This window comes from Streptomyces sp. NPDC043427 (genome assembly GCF_056436655.1).
Map to the genome: position 1 here is coordinate 102132 of NZ_JBWKCC010000026.1, position 24730 is coordinate 126861.

Here is a 24730-nt window from a genome sequence, read left to right on the forward strand (position 1 = left end):
ATGTCGGCGTCGTTGATGTGGACATGAGGCGGGGTGATCTGACGGATGCCGAGTGGGAACGGCTGCGGCCGTACCTGCCGGTCAGTAACAGGCGTTGTGGCCGATGGCGAGACCACCGGCAGGTGATCGACGGGATTCTGCACAGGGTGCGGACCAGCGTTCAGTGGGGTGACCTGCCCGAACGGTTCGGCCCGTGGAAGACCGTCTATGAACGCCACCGGCTGTGGTCCGCGGACGGGACGTGGGAGCGCCTGCTCGAGCAGGTCCAGGCCGCGGCCGACGGGGCCGGTGAGATCGACTGGGACATCTCGGTCGACTCCACCATCGTCCGTGCTCACCAACATGCGGCCGGCGCTCGGACCGACCCACCGCCGGCACCCGCGTCAAAGGGGGCCGAGCAGGCAGAACACCAGGACGAGACGCCGTGGCAGAGCCTGGTTCGCCGCCTGGTGGAGGTGGTGCTGGAGGTGAGGGCCTGGGCCGCTCCCGAGGCGGGTTCACCAGCAAGCTCCACCTAAGTGCCGACGGCCGCTGCCTGCCCCTGTCCCTGGTCGTCACGCCGGGACAGCGGGCGGACTGCACCCAGTTCAAGACGGTCCTGGAGAAGATCCGCGTCCCCAGGACAGGGGCGGGCAGGCCGCGTAAGAAGCCTGACAGCCTGGCAGCCGACAAGGCATACAGCAACGGGCCCTGCCGCGAGTACCTGCGACAGCGGGGCATCCGGCACACCATCCCGGAGAAGACGGACAGCCAGGCCGCCCGCCTGCGCAAAGGATCACGCGGCGGACGGCCACCAGGCTTCGACGAGGACCGCTACAAGAAGCGCAACACCGTCGAACGGGCAATCAACCGCTTGAAGCAGTCCCGTGCGGTCGCCACTCGCTACGACAAGCGCGGGTACGTCTTCCTCGGCACCGCGACAGCAGCAGCCCTGGTCATCTGGCTGCGAACTTGATCGCCCGGACAAGTCCTAGGCGACGGGGGTCTGCGTCGGTGCCTGCTCGCGCTCGGCCGGCTGCCGGCCGGCCGGGTGCGCAGGGCGCAGAGGAAGGCGACGCCGAGGGCGACGGCCAGGCGTCGATCGAGCGGTTGACGGGCGTCCGTTGAGGCCGGGGCGAGGATGAAACCGATGCCCGCGCCGGCGAGCGCCACGTACGGCCACTGGTCGTGCATGGATAGGTCGGTCAGTTCGCCGGCCCACAGCGCGAAGCCCACGGCGCCGACCACGCAGCCGATCTTCAACGTCGGACGGGCACCCTGCTTGTCGAGGATGCGGTCGCCCCACTGGGAGGCGATGGCGGACCCCGCGAAGAAGTACAGCAGGTACAGCCCGGCCTGGTCGGGGGAGGCGCTGAGGGAGACCTGGGCGTAGACCGAGGCGAAGAAGAGCACGGGGACGAACGCCAGCATGGAGAAGAAGAGCACCAGCGCGTCCACCGTGAAGGCGCGGTCGCGGAAGACCGACAGGTTGATCAGCGGGTGTCGGGTGCGCAGTTCGTAGCGGCAGAAGACGTACAGCAGCGCCAGGCCGCCGGCGATGCAGGCCCATGTCGCGGCGCTGTCCCAGCCCCAGGTGTACGCCTGCTGGAAGCCGAGGACGCTGGCACCCATGCCGGCGGCGACCAGCAACGCGCCCGTGACGTCCAGCGGTTCGTCGCGCCGCCGGTCGGAGATGCGGGCGAGCGCGGTGAGGATCAGCGCCACGATGGCGACGAGCACGTTGACCCAGAAGATCGCCCGCCAGGTCCAGGAGGTCAACCAGCCGCCCAGCAGCGGTCCGAGAGCGGTGAGGGCGCCGGTGATGCCGAAGAAAAGGGCCAGGGCGCGTCCCCGCCACTCGATCGGGAACACCGCCACGACGACCGCGAGCGCGGCGGGGAAGAGGAGCGCGGCCCCGAGTCCCTGGGTCGCGCGGAAGACGACGAGCCAGGTCAGGGCGATGTCCCCGGCGGGCACGCAGCCGCACAGCGCCGAGGAGACGACGAAGATCAGGGTGCCTGCCACGACGACGCGGCGTGGTCCCCACAGGTCGGCGAGGCGCCCGCCGACGGCGAAGAACGCGGCCAGGGACAGCAGATAGGCGTTGACCACCCACTGCATGCCCGAGGTGGACAGTCCGAGCTCGGAGACGATCTCGGGCGCCGCGATCGACACGATCGTCTGGTCGATGAACGTCATGGCCACCGCGAACATCATCGCCGCGAGCGCCAGCGGCTGCGAGGCCGCGCGTCCGGCACCGAGCGTGCTCTCGTCGCGTTGCGTGTGCGTACGGCTCACGTGGCCAGTCTGCGCCGGAACCGGTGGCGGCACACCTCGAGCGGAATCGGGTACCGAGGACGAACAAGGCTTGTTCTCACTGTCGCGGTGCCGAAAGGTCTGGCAAGATCCTCGTGTCACCAGAAGGGATCTCCGTTGGCAGCCAGACGTTCTCTCCGCGCGGCCATGACGGCAACCGCCAGTGCCGTCCTGGTGGTTGGCCTGTCCGCCGGTACCGCCGAGGCCACCACCTACGGGTGGAACGCCGCCGGTACCGCGGCCGATGTCGTCGGCGCGCACGCGTGGGGCTCGTTCGAGGTGCTGACGCCGAACGACCCGGTCACCTTCAGGGCCGGCGTCAAGGACACCGCCTCCGACGGCCACGGCGCACGCGTGCGCGTCCGTCAGGTCGCGTACCAGGACGGCTGCGGCTGGTGCACAGTCGTCGACGACACCCACTACGTCAGCGCGTCCGGCGACAACGCGACGAACACCGCCACCTGGAGCTTCGGCTACGTTCCGAACAGTCGGTTCGAGGTGAAGGAGTGCCTCACCGAGGCCGGTGCCGACCACGACTGCGGCAGTTGGTCGACGGCCGCAGTCGCCTGGGACGCCACCGACACCCCGGCCGACGTCGTCGGTGCGCACGGGTGGGGGAGGATCGAGCGCGGAGCCGACGGCAAGATCCGGGTCAGCGCGAGCGTCAAGGACACCAAGGCCGACGGGCACGGCGCCCGCGTCAACATCCGCGGAGCCTGTGACGGTGGCTGCGTGACGCTGGTCAGCGTCAGCGCGTCCGGTGACGACGTCACCAAGTCCGACGCGTGGGAGATACCCGCCGGTCCGGTCACGGTGCAGGAGTGCCTCACCGAGGCCGGTGCGGACTACCTCTGCGGCGAGCCGTACAAGGTCTACGACTTCGGCTGAGCCGGGCGCCGGGCCGTCTTCTCGAAGTTGCAGTCGAGCCCGGCGTCGGGGTCGACGATGATCCTCAGGCCCAACTCCTCCCCGTCGCGGACGAAACTCAGTGCGTAGATGCTGTCGTCCAGCTCCAGGTCGAGGGTCTGCGGGGTGACGCCTTTGACGCCCTCGAAGAGGTACCACGGTCCGGTGCCGTCGATCCGCCGGGGCTTGGTTCCCACGCCCTCGGGCTGGGCGATGAAGTCCTTGGCACTGAAGGTCCCGTCCGCGGCGACGTCCACCGTAGCCCCGCAGTCTCCCTGCCAGTGGCCGGTGACCTGGCCCCTGGTGACCGGCGGGAGGTCCTCGTCCGCCGCGGCGCCGCAGGCCGTGGCCAGCGCGAGCACCAATGCGGCGCCCACCACGTGCGACAGCCTTCTGCGCCTGGCGACCATCTGCGTTGCTCCCTCGTTCCTCGCCCTGTGACACGTCCGCCGTTGACAGCGCCGTCGGACAGCGGCCGGAAAGCCGGTACCCCGCTCGCGCGGAAGGTCACCGCGCGAGCGGGGTACCGGCGTCCGCCGTGAGCCTCTCCTACAAGAAGAAGAGGATCAACTGAAGCCAGCTCAGTCGGCTCAGTTGTTGGAGCAACGACCAGTTGGACGACGAACCGCTCCCGCCGGACGAACCCGTCGACGGCTGCTGGTACCGGATGGTCTCCGACCAGGTGATCGTCTGGGTCCGCTTCGACATCACGCCCTGCTTGAACCGCTCGTTGAGGGGCTCCGCGATGTTCTTGGTCCACCACTCGGTGTAGCCGATCCCACCGACGTGGGTCGCCGAGTTGATCGTACTGGGGTTGTAGACCTTGAAGTTGACGATGGCCGTGCCCTCGGCCTTGTCGACGGAGACCACCTTGTACTCCATCTGGTACGAGCCCAGGAACGCCGCCGAGAGGTTCGAGGTGAAGTCGCTGTACAACTTTCCGATGCTGTCGCTGACGTCACCGCCGAGGCCGTAGGGCGCCTTCACCGCCTTGCCGCCGGGCTTGAGCTCACCGCTCTTGAGCTTCGCGGCGATACCCGCCCGGGTCTCCTTCACATGGGCGTGTTCCTTCAGCGTCTTGGTGAACCGGTCGTTGCCGTCCAGCGTGCGGTTGCGGGGTCCGCTGTCGGTCGCCCACTCCCATCCGATGCGGAAGCCGTTCGGGTCGTCCGGCGGGCCCCCGATGTAGTTCGCCACGGGATCCGGCACGTCCACGATGTCGTCGACCATCTTCAGGCCGTTGCCGACCCCGTGACCGACGGTGTCGACGCCCTGGACCCAGGCGGCGGCGAAGACCGCCTTGGCGCCGCCGGTGACGTCGTCCTTCAGGTCGTCCCAGGAGTAGAGGCCGCTGGCGTCGGTGGAGTTCACCGGGTTGTTCCGGGAGTAGGCGTAGACGTTGAGTGTCTGCGGTTGCTCCGGCGTGGTGATCGGGTCGGTGCTCATGAACCGGCCGAGAGCCGGGTCGTACATCCGGGCGCCCATCAGGGTCAGCCCGGTGCTGTCGTCCTCGGCCTTGCCGAGGAAACCCCGGTCGGTCTCGGCGGGCAGGACCTGGGTGGTGCTGCGCTGCTTCCCGAAGGGGTTCAGCCGGCGTCTGATGACCGCGCCGCCCGCCGCGGTGACCATCAGCTGGGTCGAGGCCTGCCCGTCCGAGAGCAGCCAGGTCAGCTTGCCGCTGTCGCTGCCGTCGGCGACACGCATCGCGACGCTGGCGCCGTCGGCCGCGTAGTAGCGGGTGGCCTTGGGGGCGTCGGTTCCGGTCTTGCGCAGCTCGTGCCCCTCGACGTACAGAACCTTCTCGGTCGGGGTGTTGCGCAGGATCGGGTTGCCTTCGGCGTCGTAGACGTACGAGGTGACCTCGTCCCCCGTCGTCTTCTTCTGGGTGATCCGGGAGACCTGGTTGAGGGGGTTCCACTCGATCACGGAGGCGACGCCGTCGACCGTCCTGCCGGTCATCTGCCCGGCGTTGTTGTACGTGTAGCTGTCACTGCCTCCGGAGGACTTGGCCACGGCGGTGACCGCGTGGGGCCGCGGCTGGTCCGGCGTGTAGGTGGCCTCGTCCGCGCTGTAGCCGGGGTACTTGTAGTCCCGGGTCACCGCGGCGGCGCTCGCCGACGCCTTGTCCGTGCTCGACTGGATGTTGCCCAGCTGGTCGTAGGTGTAGGCGGTCTGGTACGGATCCGGTCCGGTGAAGTCCGACTGCGGTGTGACCGTGCAGCCGGTGGCCGACGTGGTCCAGGCTCCCGTCAGACGCCTGAGGTCGTCGTAGGTGAAGCACTGCTGCTGGTTGTCGACGTTCTCGCGCAGCGTGGTGACGCCTCCGACGTTGTTGCGGGTGTAGGTGTCGTCCTGCACCTTCTTCGTCGTCGAGCCGGTCAGTGTGCTGGTGGTGATGTTCTTCAGCCAGCCGGTGCCGTTGGTGTCGTCGTAGGTGAGGGTGCGGCTGACGGTGGTGCCGGTCGCCGCGGTGCCGAACACACGGGAGAGCAGGCGTCCGTTGTCGTCGTAACCCACACTGGCCAGATAGGTGGCCAGGGGGCTCGACACCTTGGTGGCCCGGCCGTCCGCGTAGGTCGTGGTGACCGTCTCGGCGGGCAGTCCACCGATCGCCGGATGGTCGACGGCCGTCACACGGTCGGCCAGGTCGTAGTGGTACTTCGTCTGGTAGGAGCCCGCCAGTCCGGTCCCGTCGTCGGGAGCGACGAACGTCTTGGCCGTGGCCCGGCCCCGGACGTCGTAGGAGTCCACGCGTGACGTGTAGGCCTTGCCGCCCGCGTAGCTGGCCGACGTGGCGAGCAGGCCCTTGCCGCCGGGTGCCGAGTCGTACGTCTTCTCCGTCAGGAGCGTGCTGCCCTGCTTGACGGTGGTGGGCCGGTTCAGCGCGTCGTAGGCGTAGGTGAGGACCTTGTTGTCATTGGTGACGGTCTGGATCTGACCGTTGTTGTCGTAGGACGTGACGGTGGTGCCGGCGCTCGGCTCCTCGCTCGTCACCCGCTCGTTCGCCCAGTTGTAGGTGTAGTGCGTGGTGTTGCCACGGGAGTCGTGGACGTACTTCAGCTGGCCCTTGCGGGTGTACTCGTAGGTGGTCGTGTACTGGGCCGCGCCGAGGTTCTCCACCACCTTGGCCGTCTGCCCGAAGGCGTCCTTGACGCTCCTGGTGGGGCTGCCGGACGCGGGAAAGACGGTGGTCTCGTCCGCGCCCTGGTACTGGGTGACGGTCTTGTGCGCGGCCTGCACCACGCCCTTGGCCTGGAGCTGGGACAGGATGGTGCGCCCTGCCCAGTCCGCCTTGTTGTCGGTGTACGACGGGATGTTGGGGACGGTCGGGTTGACCAGCCCGGACCCGGCCGCCGAGCTGTTGTAGAAGGGGGCGGAGGTGCCGGCGACGTTGCCGGAGGAGTCGTAGCGGGTGAGCGTGACGATCCGCCCGGTGCCCGAGGGCGCCTTGGTCTGCGTCTCCCGTTCCCGGCCCAGCCCGTCGGAGTAGGAGTAGGAGTCCAGATAGGTGCTGCCGGACTGCAGCACCCGCGAGGTGGTGCGGATCGGGTCGCCGGTGGCCACCCGGGGCACGCCGGTCGCCGAGGCGGCCACCGGGATCGAGTAGGCGAAGGTCAAGGACGCCGTGCCGTCCGGGTAGTTGGCCGCCTCGCTCGGTTTGAAGACCTTGGTCAGCCGGCCGGCCGCGTCGTAGGTGAGCTGGGTGACGGCGCCGTTGGCGTCGACCGTCTTCCAGGGCTGTCCCCAGTAGCGGGAGAAGTACCGGGTGGAGGACAGCGCCGTACCCGGGCCGGAGCCGTCGGGGTCGGGGGTGGTGGTCCTGACGCCGTCGGTCGGCCAGGAGGTGGCCGGCGAGTAGGTGGTGGTGGTGAGCTGGTTCTTCGCGTCCCAGGTCTTGGTCGGGCGCCCCGCGTTGTCGTAGTCCGACCTGATGGTGCGCCAGGCGGTCTCGGCGGTGTGGGTGCGCACCTCCGTGGCGTTGCCGTCGACCAGCTTAGTGTCGTTCTCGGCGAAGGACAGCGCGCCGTCGTAGAAGGTGGTGACCCGCTTGTCCATGTGCGCGGCCGGGGTGCCCGCGGCCTCGTCGTCGGCGACCGTCGAGCACGAGACGCTGTAGTGCCGCTCGTCGTCCTGGTAGACCATCCAGCGCTTGGTGCCGGTGGAGTCGTCCGCGAGGTCGTCGGTGTTGTAGGCGCGGCCGTACTCGGTGCAGTGGTTGTCCGAGACGTTGGTCTCGCCCCAGTCGTCGACGCGCATCGGCAGGCCGAAGACGTAGGAGGCCTTCTCGTCGTTGTCGTACTCGGTCTCGACGATGTGCTCGCGCCAGCCGGACCCGTCGGTGGAGTTCACCACCTTCTCCAGGGTGCGCACCTTGTTCTCACGCACCATGCGGGCGTCCGGCATGCCGGTGTACTGGGCGGTGTTGAACTGCCAGTACTCGTGCCACTCGCGTTCCTGGGAGTCGCCGTTGTGGTCGCGGGTCGAGGTCTCCAGGGTCTGTCCGGCCAGCCAGGCGTGGTCCGTCCAGTCCTTGTCGTCGGAGTCCTTCACCGTGACGGTGCGGGTGTCACTGGAGTCGGTCTTGGACTTGCGGTCACCGGACAGGCCCCGGTACAGCCAGTGGTACGTGGAGTGCCGGTTCTCGTTGGCGCCGGTGGTCACCAGGACCTTGGCGTAGCCGCGCCAGTCCGCCCAGCTCTCGTCCTCGTCCTTGACGAGCGGGTCGGCGGTGAAGCGCCAGCCCGGGGCGCCGTCGTACTCGTAGTCGGTGATCATGGGCGGGTCGCCCTCGTTGGCCTTGCCCGGGTCGACCCGCACCTGCTTGGTGACGAACTTCTTGAACCAGCCGGTGCGTTCGCTCTCCGCGCCCTCGGGGACCCACTTCTTCCAGAAGCACTCGTAGGTGTTGTTCGCCTCCGAGGTGCCGCCGGTCTCGGGGCACTGCCGGTCGATGTTCCCGGCGTCGTCGGTGGCGTGGCCGTAGGTGGCGGTGATGGTGGCGCCGGTGTCGGTGAAGATCTTGTTCACCCGGCGGAAGTTGAGCTCTCCGGAGCCGACCTTGTTGTCCTGCCACTCGCCGTTGAAGTTGATCGTGGGCAGGTCGATGTCGTCACCGGAGTAGCCGCGCCGCTGGATGTAGTCCAGCCACAGCTGGTCCCCCACCGTGCCGGACGGGTTCATCAGCGCGTACTTGAACTGGTACTGCTTGACCAGTCCGTCGGCCCAGGCGTCCGTGTTCTTGTCGCGGACGTAGATGTTGATGTCCCACAGCAGGTCCCGCTGGAAGAACGTCGGGTAGTAGGTCTTGCCCGCGCAGGTCTCGCCGTCCTCCGGACCGTCGCAGATCAGGTCGACCGGCACGTCGGGGTAGGACTCCGGCTTGGAGTCGATGCTCGGGCAGGCGGGGGTTGTGTTGTTGAGCGGATCCGGCTCCGTCAGCCGCTCCACGCACCGGTTGACGTGCTGGAAGTCGATCATCGCCGGGAGCTGCGCGCCGGAGATCTGCGAGGACCAGCCGTAGTCGATCCGCGAGAGGTAGGAACCCGCGTCGTAGCCGCGGGCCTTGTCCGCGGCCGCCACCGAACGGTAGAAGTTGCGCTCCTTGTTGTAGAAGTAGGAGTTCTCCACCTCGTTCGGCGTCACCACGCGGTCCAGGTTCCAGCGCCAGGCCTGTGTGCAGGGGTTCGGGTACTGGGCCTTGCAGGGCTCTCCGGTGTCGTCGCCGACCACCGGCACGGTGAGCACCGAGTTGGTCTTCTCGCGCTCGTTGTCGTTGTTCAGCCGCTCGGTACGGCCCCAGCCGAAGTAGTAGCGGGTTCCGTCCTGCTTGGTCAGCACCCAGTACTCGTCCGTGTTGTCCGAGCCGAAACCGCCGTTGAGCTTCTGTACCCGCCAGCCCGGATCGTCCTTGATGCGGAACGAGCCGGTACCGGTGCCGTCCTGGATCAGCTCGGACGTGATGCCGTCGATGCTGATGGTGTACACGGCGCCGTTGGGGTCGGACGAGGAGTTGGGCGAGGCCCAGCACAGGTCGCCGAAGGTCGGGTGGCCGTCCTGGGCGCAGTTCTTGTACTGACGCTCGATCGCCCCGACGTTGAGGTCCCAGCCCATGCCGACCCAGGACGCCTGGTTGTTGGACGCCGAGGTACGCCCGTCCACGCTCTGCGAGTTGTACGTCAGTGCCAGGTCCGGCGCGACGCCCACCGGCGGCGCCGGCACCTCGATCGGCACCGAGTAGGTGAACGCGCCCGACGCGAGGGACACGTCCCACTTGCCGGAGGGGTTGATCTGTGTGGCCCGGTAGTCCCCGGCGTCCGACGAGGAGCCGGATGCCAGCGCGTACACGGCCGACTCGGCCGTCGCGGCCAGTGCGGTCTTCCCGGACATCGTGGTCATCCCGGCGGCCTGCTCGGTCTGCGGGGCGGTTTCCACCACGGCGGTCAGCATGCCGGTGGTGGTGTCGTTGCGCTGCCCCGGCACCGTCTCACCGTCCGCGCACCCCGGCTTCGTGGGTGTGGTCAACGCACACGCCGGCAGCTTCACCAGCCGGAGCCGGGAGGCGAACGCGCCGCCGTAGGCCTGGGAGAAGCCCGAGTAGTCGATGGCCGCCTCGACCGACCCGGCCTCGCTCCGGCCGTCGGCCCGGAAGACCCGCAGGCCCAGGCCGACACCGCCGACGGGCTCGACCTGCTTGCGGTCCAGCACCTCCACCCGCACCGATTCCGGGGCGGGCGCGGCCGAGCGGGGCCGGAATCTGGTCGGGGCCGGGGCCTTCGGCGCCCGCACCGCCACCACGGAGGACTTCCCCCCGGCGGGAGTGACCGCCTTGCGGCCGGCGTCGGCACTCGGCACCGTCACCGTGGCCTGCCCCCGCGCGGGCCACGTCACCTTCGGTGCCTTCTCGATCCCGGGCTCAGCCGGCTGGTTCACCGCCTTGCCGAGTCCTCGGCCCGGCACGCTGGGTCTCTCCCCCGAGGGCACCGCCAGCGCGGCCGTCGGCGCGAACGTCACCGCGGCCAACAGCCCGCCGACCAGTGCCTTTGCTGTCAGGAAGACAAGCCCTCGACGTCTTGGCTGCACAATCCCGCCCCCCACACGCGATCCGATCCGAAACAGAACGTCAACTCAGCAAGGGCCGCGTGCAGTTGCAATTGACATGAACCCGGCGCTCGCCGCGTGACCCTAACCCGCCCTCAACAGCGTGTCTAGATCGACAAAGTGACTGCCATACAGTAAAGGGCGAGAAAATTGAGACCCCTGTTCCGGCAAAGCGACTTCTGGCAAGATCTCCGGGCGCGCACCTGTTCACACCTCTCTGTGCCAGGTGCGCGCAGACGATTCCCCGCATGTCGGGACTCGTTCGCCACAGGGGAAGGGACCCAATGATCGGCACTACCCGACTCAGGACCGCCGGCGGTGTGGCCGCGGCGTCGATGCTTCTGCTCGGCGCCATGACCACCGCCGCTCCGAGCGCCGCCGCCCAGGCCGGCACCGGTACGCTCGACGTCGAGTCATCCGGCCCGATCTTCAACAACCCGCTCGGGACCGAGACGGATCAACGGGCCATCCGCAGCAAGCTCCTGCAGTACATCGACACCAGCCCGACCGGCGCGTCGATCAAGGTGGCGCTCTACCACTTCTGGGACCAGGAGGTGGCCCAGGCCCTCGCCGACGCGCACACCCAGCGCGCCGTCGACGTGCAGCTGATCCTCGACGAGTCCACGGTCAGCGGACGTCCCAGCGACCCCAGTTACGGCATCCTGCGCACCGCCCTGGGCACCGACACCTCCCAGCACTCGTTCGTGGACCTGTGCCCCGTCGGCAAGTCGTGCCTGGGCCGGCCGGAGTTCGGCAAGTCCATCAACCACAACAAGTTCTGGCTCTTCTCGCAGGTCGACGGTGCTTCCAACGTGACGGTGCAGACATCGTCGAACATGTCGCCGTCGTCCTACAGCGCGTTCTGGAACGACGCCTATGTCGTGGCCGAGAACAGCGGGATCTACAACGCCTACTCCGGCTACTTCTCCGCCCTCGTCGGCAAGGACTGGGAGAACTGGCGCTACACCAGCGCGTCCTGGAACCAGTACAAGGCGTACTTCTACCCGTACTACCCGGGCACCGGGAACAGCACCGACACGGTCTGGAACATCCTGGACAAGGTCACCTGCAACTACACGCAGGACGGTGTCGCCAAGCACACCAAGGTCCGCGTCGCCATGTTCAAGTTCACCCGGCAGGGCGTGGCGGACAAGCTCGTCGCGCTCAAGAAGGCGGGGTGCTCGGTCGAGCTCGTCTACACCGAGACCGACAGCAAGGACAGCTCCGCCGACGGGAACACCCCGGGCACGTGGGAGACCCTGCACTCGGTCTCCGGCCTCACGCCCGTCTGCTACCACCACGACCACGACAACAACTCGGCCACCTCCTCCCGCGTCATCCACTCCAAGTACCTGCTGATCGACGGCAGGTACGACGACACGACCAACAAGGTGCTGTGGACCGGCAGTCACAACTACACCGGCCCGGCGCTGCGGGAGAACGACGAGGCGCTGCTCAAGGTCGACGACTCCGCCGCCCACGACTCCTACGTCGCGAACTTCACCGCGGTGAAGGCCGCCGCGTCGCCCGGCACCGCCGACAACGTCGCCCGCTGCAAGGGCGTCATCACCCAGCCCGAGGGCTGACCACCGCGAAGGGCTGACGGGTGGGCGAACGCCGGAGCGTACGCCCAACCGTGGCCGTCGTGTGCTTCGGCCGTCCGATCTACGCTCCCGTGCGATAGACGGCGATCTCGGTCATCGTCGGGGTGTACTGCTCCGTCGCGATCTGCCCGGTGAGCGCCACCCGGAGCCTGGAGGTGGTGACGCTGCCGAAGCCGGTCACGGTGAGGTCGTGGCCGATGCCGTTGTCGCGGTTCGCGAAGGTCACCCACCGGCCGGTCCCGGCATCCCACCGCTGGAGCTCGAAGGACCGCACGCGCGGGTCGGTGCCCGAGTCGGTGTACTCGTCCAGGTAGACCTCATCGAAGGTGGTGTCCGCGCCGAAGTCGATGTCGAGCGTGATCGGATAGGTCGCGTCGTCGACCGCGGCCCAGCGGGTGGTGAGGTCGCCGTCGGTCAACTTGTCCGCGGTGAGCGTCCCGTTGGCCCCCGGGTGGGTCGAGCTGGCCGTGACGGGTCTGCCGAGCGCGAGGTCGACCCGGTTGTCGGTCTCCTCCTCGATGGGGTCGTCGTCGACCGGGTCGGTGACCTGCGGGCCGATCCGCGTCTCGGCGATGCCGATGTCCGGTGCCCTGCCGTAGTAGAGGTGCGTGCCGAGGAAGTCCTCGGTGCCCAGGTGCGGGTTGTACCGGCCGGCGTCGACGAGCGGCGAGTCGTCACGCAGCGCGAAGTGCGCCGCGGCCTTGCGGATCTGTCTCACGCCCGCCCCGGTGACGTAGTCGGCGGGGTCGCCGACGAAGCGCGGGTCGGCCCGGGAGCCTCTCGGGTCGGCCGGTTCCTGGATGGAGTGGGTGCCGCTCGCCTCGTAGTAGTCGTTGTTGGAGAACACGGCCTGCCGGAGCGCGCCGGTCCGGCGGTACCACGGGGTCTCCGTGGTCTTCGAGGTGTTGTAGAAGATGTTGTTCAGGAAGTAGACGCGGCTCAGGAACGTCTCGTCGTGGACGTAGTCGAGGTCGGCGCCGTCGTAGACGAAGGTGTTGTTCGTGAAGTACGTCGGCGAGTAGTTCGTCGACAGCATGTTCTTCACGAGCACGCCGTTGTCGTTGACGCTCAGGTTGTAGCGGGCCACCGAGTTGGAGCTGTTGCCCATGTAGGCCATCCAGCCCGCCGCGTTGTCGTGCGAGTAGTTGAACTGGTACGTCACGTTGAAGTTCGTGTACTCCAGGTCCCAGGGGGTGCCGTCGTACTCGTTGTTCGGACCGCCGTAGACCTCGTTGTACTGCATGACCGAGTCGGCGCCGGCCCACAGGTAGAGCGCGCAGGACACCGCGTCGTAGCGCTTGAGGTAGCCGTTCACCTCGTTGTACTCGACCGTCATGTTCTTGGTGTCGGCGAGCTGGATCGCGCCCTGGCCGATGCTCTCCGCATAGTTGTGGCCAATGTAGACGTGACGGCTGTACAGGTCGCGGGTGCGTACCCACAGCTGTTCCCAGCCCTCGTGCCACTTGCCGTTCTCGTCGTACTGCCCGGCGTCCGCGCCGTCGGCCGCGAACCAGTTGAACGCGAACTGGACGGCGTGCAGTTCGACGTTCTCGAAGGTGTTGTTCTCGATCCGGACGTCCTTGAAGTAGTAGCCGCCGGTGCCGTAGTCCTTGTAGCTCTTGCTGCCGAAGACCTGGAAGTCGACCGCGCCGTAGTGGATCTTCTGCCAGTGGCTCGGGCCGTCGAGGTTGTGGACGTACACGTCCGAGACGCGGAAGTGGTCCATGACGCTGTCCGCGCCGCTCTTGAGGAGGTCGGCGTTGATCGACACCATGATGCCGTCGCGGACGTAGGACCCCTCGGTGATGTCGGTGGCGAAGTCGTCGTCGTTGGACAGCTCGACGTTGTCGATCTCCCAGTACTGCTGGTTGCGCAGCACGATGGCGCCGGTCAGTCCCACGGTGGCGGGGTTCTTCGTGCCGTCCGCGTTGAAGGGGCTCGGCACCCTGCCGTTCGTCGCGATGTACGGCCGTCCGGCGGTCGGTTCGCCGTACGCCGAGATGGTGATCGGCCTGCCCGCGCTGCCCGAGCCCTTGGGCCACAGCTGCTGGTCCTGCCACTGCTCACCGGCCTTGAGCAGGATGCGGTCGCCGGGCCGGAACGTCGTCGCGTTGGCCTTGGCCAGGGTGCGCCAGGCGGTGGCCGGGGAGGTACCTGCCGCGGTGTCGCGGCCCCGCGTGGCGTCGATGAAGTAGTCCTTGCCACCGGTCCTGTTCGGCGTGTTGCCCGGCCACGGCTGGGCGGCGGCGCCGGCCTCGGCGGGGGCACGGTCCGGGGCCGCGGCGGCTCGCGCCTGCGGGACGAACGATCCGACGAGCACCGCGGCGAGCAGGACGACGAGGCTCGCGTACAGCGTCCGTTGGGGAGGTGGTCCGGTGTCGACGGGTCTCATGGCTGCACATCCTCCGCGTTGATGGCGTCCACCGCCGAGGTGTCGACATCGATGTCGCTGTCGTCGACCCGGCGCTGGACCAACTGGTCGAACTTCTCCTCGACGAGCGACTGCCGGATCCGCCGGCGGTAGTCGGCGAACGCCTTGTCCTCGTCGACGCTCTCGCTGTCGAGCTCGTAGTACGTGATCTGGCCGGTGCCCGTGACGGGGGCCGAGATCCGGCCCGGTGCGAGCGTGCCGAGCACGGTCATGAGGTCCTGGTCGTGGACGTTCGGCCCGGAGGAGGCGCCGCCGTCGTACGTGCCGGTCGTGAGCCTGGCGCCGGGTTCCCGGGCGGCGACGGCCGCGAGGCGCCCGGCGGCGGACACCCGTCGCTGAAGCCCGGCGGCGTAGGTCGCGGGAGTGCCGTCGGGCACCGGCACGACGAGTCGGGTGTACCTGTACGTGGTCGCGTTGGCGCTCCAGGCGTCCCGGTCGGCGTCGAACGCTTGCCGCACCTCGGCGTCGGTGACCCGGAGGGGGCCGTCGGCGTTCGCGCTCAGCCGCTCCTTCAGGCTCGTGGTGAGCTCGGTGAGACGGTGTGTGTAGTACTCCTCGGGAGAGAAGTGCGCGAGGCCGTAGACGGTCCGGCCCTCGGCGACGGCGTCGGCGCGGGACCGGTTCTCCTTGGCGAGGTCGGCGAGGAAGTCCTTGTGGTCCACGGACTTGACGAGGCCCTGCTCCTTCGCGAGGACGAGCGTGGTCCTGTCCCGCCAGATCTCGTCGAGCGCGCGGCTCTCGAGCCGTTGGAGCGCGGTCCTGTCGCCGGCCTTCGCGTTCCAGTCGATCGTGCCCCGCAGGCGGTACTTGTTGCGCAGCTCGTTCTGCACGGTCGGCGCGAGTCTCCGCATGTGGAAGAGGAGTTCGTCGTGGGTGACGGGGTGCCCGTCGATGGAGGCGACCTGGCTGGTGCGGTGGTCGCGGAGCATCGTCACTCCGGTGAGCACCAGCGCGGCGAGGGCGACGCACACGCCGGCGACGAGGAGGACGGCCCGGCGCGAAGGCCCGCGGGAGTCGTTCGGCGTGTGTGAGGGGGCCGCCTTGCGGGGGGCGCCGGGCTTGCGCGACGCGGTCGGCTTGCGCGAGGTGCCCGACCTGCGGGTGTTGCCCCGCTTGCGCGCGGTGCCCTGCCCGGGCAGGGTGCCCCTCATGACGTGGCCCCGATCGCGGCCACCCGCGCGACGACGGGCGTGTCCCGGGCTTGGGTCACCTCGGCCCGTACGGCGTCCACCTCGGTCGGTGGGAACGTCAGGATGCGCTGGTAACCCACGGCGTTCGCCTCGGCGAGCATCGTCCACCGGTCCTGCCGGTGGCCCCGGACCACTACATGCTCGATGCGCTGGCCCTGTGCGATGTCCTCGCCCAGGACGACCGCCTCGACCGGGCGGCGCCGGGCGAACGTGAGTGTCACCCAGGGCAGGTCGTCGGAGTCGTCCGGACGCCAGGGCGTACGCCCTCCGCCGGGCCACGCGGTCGCGAGGTCGCCCGGGGTGCCGGACGAGACCGTGGCGGTCGCCGCGATCCGTCGCGCCCTGAAGACGTCGATGCGTCGCCCGAGCTGCTGCAGGACGGCCATGTCGGTGTCGCCGATACGACCGCGCCGGTCAGGCGGGACGTTCAGCAGGAAGCAGGAGTTGCCGCCGACGGCGCGCAGGTAGACGGGGAACAGCTCGTCCGCGGAGCGCACTTCGGTGTCCTCGGCCGGGTGGTGGAACCAGCCGGGACGGATCGAGGTGTTGACCTCGGCGGGGTACCAGACGAGGTCGGCCTCGTGTCCGGCCAGCGCGGCGCGGCTGCCGAGGTCACGGTCGTCGCTGCGTACGCGCCGGGCGAAGGCGCGGTCGTCAGCCTGCTGTGAACGGGCCGCGGTCCGCTCGGCGTCCTGGAGGGCGGCCGGTACCACGCTCCACTCGTCGGGGCGGGTGTCCCCCGCCTCGTTGCCGCACCAGCGCACGTCGGGCCCGCACACGCTGATGACCGCGTCCGGCTGCACCGCTCGGACCACGGCGAAGTACCGCTCCCAGTCGTAGACCTGGCGCCTGCCGTTCGGGCCCTCCCCGTTCGCGCCGTCCAGCCACACGCAGAACACCGGCCCGTACCGGGTGAGCAGTTCGGTGAGCTGGGCGACGTAGAAGTCGTCGTACGGGGTCCCGGAGCCGTAGGACGCCTCGGTGCGGTCCCACGGGGAGAGGTAGATCCCGAAGCGCAGGCCGTGGCGCCGGGCGGCGTCGGCGACCTCCGCGACCACGTCGCCCCGGCCGCCTCGCCACGGCGACGAGGCGACCGAGTGGCTCGTGACGTCGCTCGGCCACAGACAGAATCCGTCGTGGTGCTTGCAGGTGAGGATCACTCCGGTCATCCCGGCACTCTTGAGTGCCGCGGCCCACTGGTCGGCGTCCAGTGCGGCCGGGTCGAAGGCGGCCGGGTCCTCGTGTCCCTCGCCCCACTCCCGGTTCGTCATCGTGTTCATGCCGAAGTGGATGAAGCCGTAGAACTCCATCTCCTGCCAGGCGAGTTGGCGTCTGCTCGGCCGGACCGCGGCCGGCGCCGTCCATGTCGATTTCTTCATGTCGGTTTCCTTCCGCTGAGACCGCGGGGGCCGATCAGCCGGGCGAGACGAACCGAGAGCCGTGAGCGAACAGCGATGTCCGAGCGCGAGGGGGCAGGCCCCGCTCTCGATGGCGTGGCACCGATAACATGGAGGCTTACGGTGGCACCCCGGCGCGTGGAGGCGCAAGGGGCCCACACGAGGTGATTCGGTGAACGTCCGGCGCGACGCTCAGAGGGAGCGCGGCGGTGCCGTGGAGGCGCGCACCGACAACCGCGCGGTGGCGACGGATGCGTCGGGGTGGGCGTCGTCGCCCTGGAGCAGCAGGCCCACGGCCGCCGCGCCGTAGCGGTAGAAGTCCTGCCGGACGGTGGTGAGCGGCGGTGCGCAGTAGGCCGCGAGGGCGATGTCGTCGACGCCCACGATGGACACGTCGTCGGGAACCGACCGGTCCCGCTCGCGCAGGGCGCGGATCACCCCGAAGGCCATCTCGTCGCCGGCGACGAAGACGGCGGTCACCTCGGGGATCATCGCGAGGATCCGCCCCTGCCGGTGTCCCGAGTCGGGCGACCAGTCGCCCTCCAGGACCGGCGGCGCCTCGATGCCGGCGGCGGCCAGGCACTCCTGCCAGCCCTGTTGGCGTTGACGCGCCTCGATCCACTCGTCCGGCCCGGAGACGTGCCAGACCTGACGGTGCCCCAGGTCGAGGAGGTGTTGCGTGGCGATCCGGCCCGCTTCCCGCTGGTCGATCCCGAGCACCCGGGCGCCGGCCGTCCGCGAGCCGTCGAGGGTGACGGTCGGGATGTCGCGGGTGATGTCCTCCATCTTCCGCGTCACGGAGATGAGCGGTACGGCGATGACGAGGCCGTCGACGCCCTGGTCCGCGAGCTTGGACAGGGACCGCTCCATCAGGGCGGTGTCGAGCGCGGCGATGGTCGCGATGCTCACCGCGTACCCGGCCTCGCCGGCGGCCGCCTCGACACCGGCGGTCACCGCCGAGCGGGCGTAGTAACCGCCGGAGGCCAGCAGTACGAGCCCGATGGTGTGGCTGCGCCCGGAGGACAGCGCCCTGGCGGCGCTGTTGAACCGGTAACCGACCTGTTCCACGGCGGCGAGCACGAGCCGCCTGGTCTCGGGGGTGACGTTCGGCGAGCCGCGGAGCGCACGGGAGACGGTCTGCGCGGAGACCCCGGCGGCCCGGGCCACGTCGGCCATGCTCGGCTGCCTGGGCCTCGTGGTGGCCTCGTCCATGGCACTCCGTTCCGCGTGTCCGTGTTCCCGTGAATCCTAGCGTTCTTGTTACGGATGGTAGCGATAACATACGCTCCTGACGTGACTGAGCTGAGCACGACACCCGCGCTCACCTGGCGCGCGGGGCGCCTGTTCCGGCACGGCGTCCCCCACCGCCTCCTGTCCGGAGCGCTGCACTACTTCCGCGTCCACCCCGACCTCTGGCGGGACCGGATCCGCAGGCTCGCCGACCTCGGACTGAACACGGTCGACACCTATGTGCCGTGGAACTTCCATCAGCACCGCGAGGACGGGCCTCCGCGCTTCGACGGCTGGCGGGACGTCCAGCGGTTCATCCGCACGGTGGGCGAGGAGGGCCTCGACGTCGTCGTCCGGCCCGGCCCGTACATCTGCGCGGAGTGGTCCAACGGCGGCCTACCGAGCTGGCTCACCGGCCGGGACGTCGCCCTCCGCAGCTCGGACCCGGGTTTCACCTCCGCCGTCGGCGACTGGTTCGACGAGCTGGTCCCACGCCTCGCCGCGCTCCAGGCCTGCGAGGGCGGGCCGGTGGTGGCGGTGCAGGTGGAGAACGAGTTCGGCAGCTTCGGCGACGACCAGGCCTACCTGCGCTGGAACCGCCGGGCGCTGACCGGGCGGGGCATCCGGGAGCTGCTGTTCACCGCCGACGGACCCACCGAGCTCATGCTGGACGGCGGCACCCTGCCCGGCACGCTGACGGCCGTCACGCTGGGCTCCGATCCCGGTGCCGCCCGACAGCTGCTCGCGGCACGGCGACCGGATGAACCGTTCCTGGTCGCCGAGTTCTGGAACGGCTGGTTCGACCACTGGGGCGGACAGCACCACGTCCGCGGGGTGGACAGCGCGGTCCGCACGCTCAGCGGCATCATCGCCGACGGCGGCAGCGTGAGCATCTACATGGCGCACGGCGGCACCAACTTCGGGCTGTGGGCGGGCGCCAACGAGCACGAGGGCCGCCTGCGACCCGTCGTGACGAGCTACGACTCCGACGCGCCGATCGCCGAGGACGGCAGCCTCACCGCCAAGTTCCACGCCGTGCGCGAGGCGCTCGGCGCACGGGTCACCCTCCGGTCGCCCGCGCGCATGCCGACGCTCCCGCCGACCCGCGTTCCCCTCGTCCACCGCGCCGACCTGCTCGCCGGGCTGCGCGCCGTACCGGCCCCGACCTGGACCGCCCCGCGCCCCGCCTCGTTCGAACGACTCGGGCTCGACGCGGGCATGGTCCTGCACACCGCGCACCCACGTGTTCCGGCGGGCGAGCACCGGCTGGTCCTCACCGACGTACGCGACCGGGCACTGGTCTTCGCCGACGGGCAACGGCTGGGCGTGGCGGACCCCGATGCGCCGGAACTCACCCTCCGGGGAACCGGTGCCGTCGTACGGCTCGAGGTCCTGGTCGAGAACCTGGGCCGGGTGAACTACGGGCCGGGCATCGGCGGGCACAAGGGCCTGCTCGGTCCTGTCCTGGTCGACCGGCGCATCGTGCAGGGCTGGGACAGCACACCGGTCGCGCTCCAGGAATGGACCGCCGCGGAACTGAGCGGCGCGGTCGCCGCCGGCCCCGCGGGCACGCACGCCGGGTTCGCCGTCGCGACGTTCGACGTCGACACCCCCGCGGACACCTTCCTCGCGCTGCCGGGATCGAGTCACGGTCTCGTCTGGGTCAACGGTTTCCTGCTCGGCCGCCACCGCGCGACCGGCCCGCAGGTCACCCTCTACTGTCCGGCCCCGCTGGTGCACGCCGGCGAGAACACGGTGACGGTCCTGGAACTGGAACAGCTCGGCGGAGTACTGGAGTTGCGGGATCGCCCCGAGCTGGGGCCGCCGGAGGAGTACGTCGAGGAATTCGACTGACGAAGTCCCGGCCGTGCCAAGGAACTCGGGCACGGTTTCGTCGAATGCGTACCGAACTCTTGACGGGATCAGCGGGCCTGCGTAGACATGACCGCTCCGTCGTGACTGCGCCGTCATGACTGCGCAGTCAGAAAGAGCACGCAACGCCCGGGAGGGGCTATGCAGGGAAGAAGATTCGGGCGGGCGCTGGGAACCTTCGTCGGGGCATCCGCGATGCTGGCGATCCCCGCGTCCAGCGCACTCGCGTACAACCCGACGGGCGGGACCCTCTACCAGCTGGGCAGCGAGCCGTGCCTGAAGGGGCGCGGCAACTGCGCGGTCTATCCGAAGTCGGCGCAGTTGCCGAGCGGTCGACTGGTGGCGTCGTTCGAGAAGTCGACGGTCGTCACGGAGACGGGGAGTGCCGACAAGCAGACCCTGCCGGTCTACAAGAGCGACGACCGTGGAATCACGTGGCAGCCGCTGTCGGAGGTCAAGGCTCCGGCGTACCTCTCCAGCGACCCCCAGTACGCGAAGTACACGAGCAACTGGACCAACCCGTACCTCTACGTCCTTCCCCAGGACGTCGGGAACCTGAAGCAGGGCACGCTGCTCCTCGCGAGTGTCGTGTCGGGCGACGACTACTACTACAAGGAGCACAAGGCGGCCGACCCGAACTGGACGCCGTCCAACGACGGGGACCGCAAGGACCTGGCGATCGCCCTGTACTCCAGCGCCGACGAAGGGGCGACGTGGAAGGTGGTCAACGTCGTCGCGACGGGCGGCTGGCAGGGCGGCGCGCGGGCGCGGTCGGACAGAACATCGCGGCGGCGAACACGAACAAGCAGGTGGATCCCCTCTGGGAGCCGTACCTGATGGTCCACAAGGGCAAGCTCGTCTGCTACTACTCCGACGAGAACGACTACACCGGCTTCAACGCGACCACGGGTGTCCCGACCCTGGATCCCGCGAACGACACCGCCCCGGACTCGCAGGGCCAGATCCTGGTGCACAAGACCTGGGACGGTCGTAGCACCCAGTGGAGCTCCCCCGTCGTCGACATCGCCGGCCTGACCCAGGACATGGGAGGCGGCAAGACGGAGATCGGGGGCGGACGACCGGGCATGACGAACGTCGTCCGTACGACGGACGGCAAGTGGCTCCTGACCTACGAGTACTGGGGTGGTGGAGCCAACACCCGATACCGGATCGCTGACGACCCGCTGAAGTTCTTCACCGGCTCGCCCACCGGCACGGGGGTCAACCCACTGCCCCTCGAGGCCGGTTCACACGCCCTCTCGACCGGCGGCAGCCCCGTGCTCATAAGGCTCCCCGGTGGGCGCCTGGTCTACAACGCCGCGGGCAGCGGCAACGTCTGGGTCAACGAGAGCGGACGCAGCGACGGCGCGTGGAAGGAGTACCAGACGACCTCGCAGGCCGGCTACAGCCGCAACCTGCAGTACGTCGAGGGCACCGGGCGCATCTCGATACTCAACAACCAGGGCACGTCGACGCTCAGGTTCGCCGAGGTCGATCTCGGCCACTCGGACGGCCCCTACTACCAGTTGGTGAACCGGAAGACGGATCAGGTGATCGGCACCGGGAACAAGACCAACGACGCGAACATCGGCAACGGCGACGTTCCCGACGTCCGCCTGGAGGCACCAGGCTCGGCGGCGAACGCGGACACCCAGTTCTGGCACGTGGTGACCGAGCCCAACGGCGGCGTGACGCTGCTGAACAAGTCGGGGGGACGCGCGGCGGCCATCTGGACGGGGAACGCGACCGTCGGCCAGAAGATCGGCCAGTGGGCGGACAACAGCACCACGGGCAGCTGGAACCTGGTCAAGACGGACGACGGGTTCTACCGGCTCCAATCCGTCAAGAACACCGGCCTGTACCTGACCGGCACGTCCGCCGGTGCGCAGCTGACCCTCCAGAGCGCGGTCGCGGACGGCTCTCAGGACTGGGAGCTCGTCCAGTAGGCCCTCGCTTCGGCAGGGACAGGGACTCCCTCCGGCCATAACGATCGTTAGAGTCCAGCGTGACCTTGCGTCATAACGATCGCCATAGGGAGACCTCGTCATGCCGATGACCCGGCTCACCGTCCCGCAGGGTTCGCTGACCGAGGAGGGCCGCAAGGCCGTCCAGCAGGACCTGGCCGCCGTACTGCTGGACGCCACCGTACGCACGGCGACCCGGTCGACGTGCTGCACCGCGTGACGGACGGCGTCCGCCGGCTCACCGGACAGTTGACCGGCCACCGGCGTGCCCGGGCGGAGATCCCGGCCGTGGACGAGTTTCCCTGAGGGGTGCGGATGTACAGCCCCGTCACCGGAGCGGACGGCCCTCTCTCCCCGCCTATGCGGGTGACGCCGGACGACGGCGGCCACTGCAGGCTGGGCATCGCCCACGAAGGCCCGCCCGGGTACGGGCACGGCGGCATGAGCGCGATGCTGCTGGACGAACTGACGGGCTGGGCCTGCGCAGCGGCCGGAAGGCCCGGCATGACGATCTCCCTGGAAGTGCGCTCCCAGCGGCCCGCCCCCTGGATCAGGCTTTACTTGTGGGCGCGCCGGGCGCACGTGGGCGCCCTTGGGTGTGGGACGGATGCAAGCAAAGGAGTGCCGACCATGATCCTCCCGAAGGTCCGGGACCCCCGTTTCGTGACTGTCCGGCGCGGTGGGACCCTCACCGACGCGGATCATCACCTCCTCGCTCTTTGGGCGGCAACCTGCGCGGAACACGTCCTTGACCTCTTCGAGTCGGTTCAGCCCGACGACCCACGGCCCCGTCAGGCGATCGAGCATGCCCGCGCCTGGGTGCGTGGCGAGGTCAACATGACCCAGGCACGCGCGGCCGGCGGCCATGCGATGGGCGCGGCCAGGGATCTGCGTGGGGCGGCACGGCATGCCGCGTACGCCGCCGGCCAGGCCGGGGCCGTCGCACACGTCGCCGCGCACGAACTCGGTGCGGCCGCCTATGCGATCAAGGCCGTCCGCGCCGCCGCGCCGGAGGGCGAGGGCGAGGCCGCGGGGCGACTCGAGTGCCAGTGGCAGCGTGACCAGCTCCCGGAGGCGATTCGCGAGCTCGTCCTTGACGACCAACGGTTGCGGAACGACATCTGCTGGTCGGTGTTCGACTGCTGAGCACACGTCGGGGACCGGAGCGGATTTTTTCGGCCGACTCCCTGGAATGCAGCCGGAAAGGATATGACAGGCAGTCACATGACTGATTTCGAGCGGGAGTTCCAGCCGGAGAGGTCGCGGTGGACAGCAGACCCGAACAACTGGAGCCGGACATGAAGTTCTCGAGTGGGGGTCCCCCCTGCTCGAAGAGCCTGGGGGAGCGTGCCGGACCCCGCGAGCCTGGCATGATCCATCAGAAAGGCCCTAGCTCCCGGGCTCGGCGGTTTCCTTCCCCGGGCACTGCAGCGCGATGCCCCGGGCCTCCGGAAGGTGCCGCTCCGCCCAGCCCCGCAGTTCCTTCAGCGCCGGCTCCAGGGCGGCGCCGGCGTCGGTCAGCCGGTATGAGACTCGCAGCGGCGGGCCCTCGTCCACCTCGCGCAGGACGAGCCCGGCGGCGCCCAGCTCTGTCAGCCGGTCCGACAGCATGCGTTCACTGATGCCCGGGATGGCGCGGCGCAGGTCGGAGAAGTGGACCGGGCGCTCCATCAGCACGGCGACGATCAGCCCGGTCCAGCGCTTTCCGAGAAGCGCGAAGACGCGCGCGATCGAGGCGTCGACCGTTTTGCAGGGATGAGGTACCACTTCCTCCATGCCTGGAGTGTACTGCAACGTCTATGGCAGATGAAAAAAAGTAAGTAGCTGTGCTACCAATAGGGACACACGGAACGGCAGCGCGTCTGCCGCGCATCAGTAGCGCCGTTCCCGGCCCGTTTGGAGATTGCTCATGGCAACGCTGCTGCACCTCGACTCGTCCCTGTTCCCCGAGTCCGCCTCCGCCTCCCGTTCGGTCACGGCGGCGTTCCGCAAGGCCTGGGAGGAACAGCATCCGGACGGCACCGTGATCTACCGGGACCTGGCCATCGACCCGGTACCGCACCTGGACGCCCTCACCGCGTCCGCCGGGTTCACCCCCGCCGCCGACCGCACTCCCGAGCAGGCGGCGGCCTTCGCCCCCCGACAGGAGCTGATCGAGCAGCTGGAGAACGCGGACGCCGTGCTCATCGGGGCCCCGATGTACAACTTCACGATTCCCTCCACCCTGAAGGCCTGGCTGGACCAGGTGATCCTCATGGGCCGCACCGCCGGGGTCGAGGAGTCGCCACTCAAGGGCACGCCGGTCTACATCGTGGCCAGCCGTGGCGGCTCCTACGCCCCCGGCACCCCCCGCGAGGGCTACGAGTACGTGCAGAACTTCCTGCAGGCGATCCTGGGCGACATGCTCGGCATGGCGGTCGACTTCATCGTCCCCGAGCTCACCATGGCCCACTCCAACCCCGCCATGGCCGAACTGATCCCGCTCGCCGAGGCCTCCAAGGCCAAGGCGCACGAGGACGCCGCCACCAAGGGCAAGGCCGCCGCACTGAAGGCCGTCGCCTGACAGACCGTACGACGCCGGATCACGGGCCTGCCCCGGGGACCCGGCACCCCAGCGGGGGGGGGGGGGGGGAGCGGGGGAGGGGGGGGGGGGGGGGGGGGGGTGGGGTTGTTTCCTTCCTCCTGTGGGGGGGTTGCGAGCGGGAGGGGGCGAAAAGAGAGAGGGAGGCGCAGTCGTGGTCGC

Annotated in this window: 15 protein-coding genes and 1 pseudogene; 8 read left to right on the forward strand and 8 right to left on the reverse strand. The window is 69.2% G+C overall.

The features are described 5' to 3' along the window. Positions 1 to 23 precede the first annotated feature (23 nt). Positions 24 to 955 (forward strand): IS5 family transposase gene (locus AC067M_RS32790; RefSeq protein WP_478700675.1). Its coding sequence is split into 2 segments (ribosomal slippage): positions 24 to 396 and positions 396 to 955, totalling 933 coding nucleotides; the frame shifts between segments, so codons are not numbered across the junction. On the opposite strand, the gene AC067M_RS32795 is transcribed toward AC067M_RS32790, so the two are convergent. Beyond that, on the reverse strand, positions 883 to 2196 hold the full coding sequence (locus AC067M_RS32795; RefSeq protein ID WP_478700701.1) for an MFS transporter: 1314 nt from the start codon (positions 2194 to 2196) through the stop codon (positions 883 to 885). The genes AC067M_RS32790 and AC067M_RS32795 overlap by 73 nt on opposite strands. A 246-nt stretch (positions 2197 to 2442) precedes the next feature. Here AC067M_RS32795 and AC067M_RS32800 point away from each other — a divergent pair, with 246 nt between their 5' ends. Beyond that, on the forward strand, positions 2443 to 3183 hold the full coding sequence (locus AC067M_RS32800) for a hypothetical protein (protein ID WP_478700676.1): 741 nt from the start codon (positions 2443 to 2445) through the stop codon (positions 3181 to 3183). Here AC067M_RS32800 and AC067M_RS32805 read toward each other — a convergent pair. Then, on the reverse strand, positions 3168 to 3611 hold the full coding sequence (locus tag AC067M_RS32805) for a hypothetical protein (RefSeq protein WP_478700677.1): 444 nt from the start codon (positions 3609 to 3611) through the stop codon (positions 3168 to 3170). The two genes, AC067M_RS32800 and AC067M_RS32805, sit on opposite strands and share 16 nt — an antisense overlap. 139 nt (positions 3612 to 3750) lie before the next feature. Continuing rightward, positions 3751 to 10158, reverse strand: coding sequence for an RHS repeat-associated core domain-containing protein (locus AC067M_RS32810; RefSeq protein WP_478700678.1), 6408 nt, complete (start codon positions 10156 to 10158; stop codon positions 3751 to 3753). 425 nt (positions 10159 to 10583) lie between these two features. Between AC067M_RS32810 and AC067M_RS32815 the strand changes: the two genes are divergently transcribed. Then, entirely contained in the window at positions 10584 to 11885 is a 1302-nt protein-coding gene (locus AC067M_RS32815; RefSeq protein WP_478700679.1) for a phospholipase D-like domain-containing protein, read from the forward strand. A gap of 79 nt (positions 11886 to 11964) precedes the next feature. On the opposite strand, the gene AC067M_RS32820 is transcribed toward AC067M_RS32815, so the two are convergent. From AC067M_RS32820 to AC067M_RS32835, 4 genes are all read right to left on the reverse strand, one after another. Continuing rightward, positions 11965 to 14295: a discoidin domain-containing protein gene (locus AC067M_RS32820; protein ID WP_478700680.1), complete on the reverse strand. Its 2331-nt coding sequence runs from the start codon at positions 14293 to 14295 to the stop codon at positions 11965 to 11967. Next, complete coding sequence (locus AC067M_RS32825; RefSeq protein WP_478700681.1) at positions 14292 to 15485, reverse strand: peptidylprolyl isomerase; 1194 nt, start codon at positions 15483 to 15485, stop codon at positions 14292 to 14294. The genes AC067M_RS32820 and AC067M_RS32825 overlap by 4 nt, the downstream gene beginning before the upstream one ends. Further along, entirely contained in the window at positions 15482 to 16903 is a 1422-nt protein-coding gene (locus AC067M_RS32830) for an alpha-L-fucosidase (protein ID WP_478700682.1), read from the reverse strand. The genes AC067M_RS32825 and AC067M_RS32830 overlap by 4 nt, the downstream gene beginning before the upstream one ends. Positions 16904 to 17113: 210 nt before the next feature. Further along, entirely contained in the window at positions 17114 to 18133 is a 1020-nt protein-coding gene (locus tag AC067M_RS32835; RefSeq protein ID WP_478700683.1) for a LacI family DNA-binding transcriptional regulator, read from the reverse strand. Between the two features lie 54 nt (positions 18134 to 18187). Between AC067M_RS32835 and AC067M_RS32840 the strand changes: the two genes are divergently transcribed. The 4 genes and pseudogenes from AC067M_RS32840 (at position 18188) to AC067M_RS32855 (ending at position 23133) form a co-directional block, all read left to right on the forward strand. After that, the gene (locus AC067M_RS32840; protein WP_478700684.1) at positions 18188 to 20005 is read left to right on the forward strand and encodes a glycoside hydrolase family 35 protein; all 1818 of its coding nucleotides are present in this window, start codon (positions 18188 to 18190) and stop codon (positions 20003 to 20005) included. 159 nt (positions 20006 to 20164) lie between these two features. Next, a pseudogene (locus AC067M_RS32845) lies at positions 20165 to 21969 on the forward strand (RICIN domain-containing protein). A gap of 100 nt (positions 21970 to 22069) precedes the next feature. Next, a complete protein-coding gene (locus tag AC067M_RS32850) occupies positions 22070 to 22207 on the forward strand; it encodes a hypothetical protein (RefSeq protein WP_478700685.1) in 138 nt (45 codons plus the stop codon). A gap of 410 nt (positions 22208 to 22617) precedes the next feature. Further along, a complete protein-coding gene (locus AC067M_RS32855) occupies positions 22618 to 23133 on the forward strand; it encodes a putative immunity protein (RefSeq protein ID WP_478700702.1) in 516 nt (171 codons plus the stop codon). Positions 23134 to 23376: 243 nt separating this feature from the next. Here the strand turns inward: AC067M_RS32855 and AC067M_RS32860 are convergent, their stop codons facing one another. After that, entirely contained in the window at positions 23377 to 23763 is a 387-nt protein-coding gene (locus AC067M_RS32860) for a winged helix-turn-helix transcriptional regulator (protein WP_478700686.1), read from the reverse strand. Positions 23764 to 23896: 133 nt separating this feature from the next. Here AC067M_RS32860 and AC067M_RS32865 point away from each other — a divergent pair, with 133 nt between their 5' ends. Further along, positions 23897 to 24550, forward strand: a complete 654-nt coding sequence (locus tag AC067M_RS32865; RefSeq protein WP_478700687.1) for an FMN-dependent NADH-azoreductase — start codon at positions 23897 to 23899, stop codon at positions 24548 to 24550. Positions 24551 to 24730: the final 180 nt, after the last annotated feature.

Bases quoted from the DNA above. Each gene is read 5' to 3' on its own strand.
- AC067M_RS32835 (WP_478700683.1), bottom strand. From the start codon at position 18,133: ATGGACGAGGCCACCACGAGGCCCAGGCAGCCGAGCATGGCCGACGTG.
- AC067M_RS32820 (WP_478700680.1), bottom strand. From the start codon at position 14,295: ATGAGACCCGTCGACACCGGACCACCTCCCCAACGGACGCTGTACGCG.
- AC067M_RS32840 (WP_478700684.1), top strand. From the start codon at position 18,188: ATGGTAGCGATAACATACGCTCCTGACGTGACTGAGCTGAGCACGACA.
- AC067M_RS32805 (WP_478700677.1), bottom strand. From the start codon at position 3,611: ATGGTCGCCAGGCGCAGAAGGCTGTCGCACGTGGTGGGCGCCGCATTG.
- AC067M_RS32865 (WP_478700687.1), top strand. From the start codon at position 23,897: ATGGCAACGCTGCTGCACCTCGACTCGTCCCTGTTCCCCGAGTCCGCC.
- AC067M_RS32855 (WP_478700702.1), top strand. From the start codon at position 22,618: ATGATCCTCCCGAAGGTCCGGGACCCCCGTTTCGTGACTGTCCGGCGC.
- AC067M_RS32815 (WP_478700679.1), top strand. From the start codon at position 10,584: ATGATCGGCACTACCCGACTCAGGACCGCCGGCGGTGTGGCCGCGGCG.
- AC067M_RS32795 (WP_478700701.1), bottom strand. From the start codon at position 2,196: ATGATGTTCGCGGTGGCCATGACGTTCATCGACCAGACGATCGTGTCG.
- AC067M_RS32860 (WP_478700686.1), bottom strand. From the start codon at position 23,763: ATGGAGGAAGTGGTACCTCATCCCTGCAAAACGGTCGACGCCTCGATC.
- AC067M_RS32830 (WP_478700682.1), bottom strand. From the start codon at position 16,903: ATGAAGAAATCGACATGGACGGCGCCGGCCGCGGTCCGGCCGAGCAGA.
- AC067M_RS32850 (WP_478700685.1), top strand. From the start codon at position 22,070: ATGCCGATGACCCGGCTCACCGTCCCGCAGGGTTCGCTGACCGAGGAG.
- AC067M_RS32800 (WP_478700676.1), top strand. From the start codon at position 2,443: ATGACGGCAACCGCCAGTGCCGTCCTGGTGGTTGGCCTGTCCGCCGGT.
- AC067M_RS32825 (WP_478700681.1), bottom strand. From the start codon at position 15,485: ATGAGGGGCACCCTGCCCGGGCAGGGCACCGCGCGCAAGCGGGGCAAC.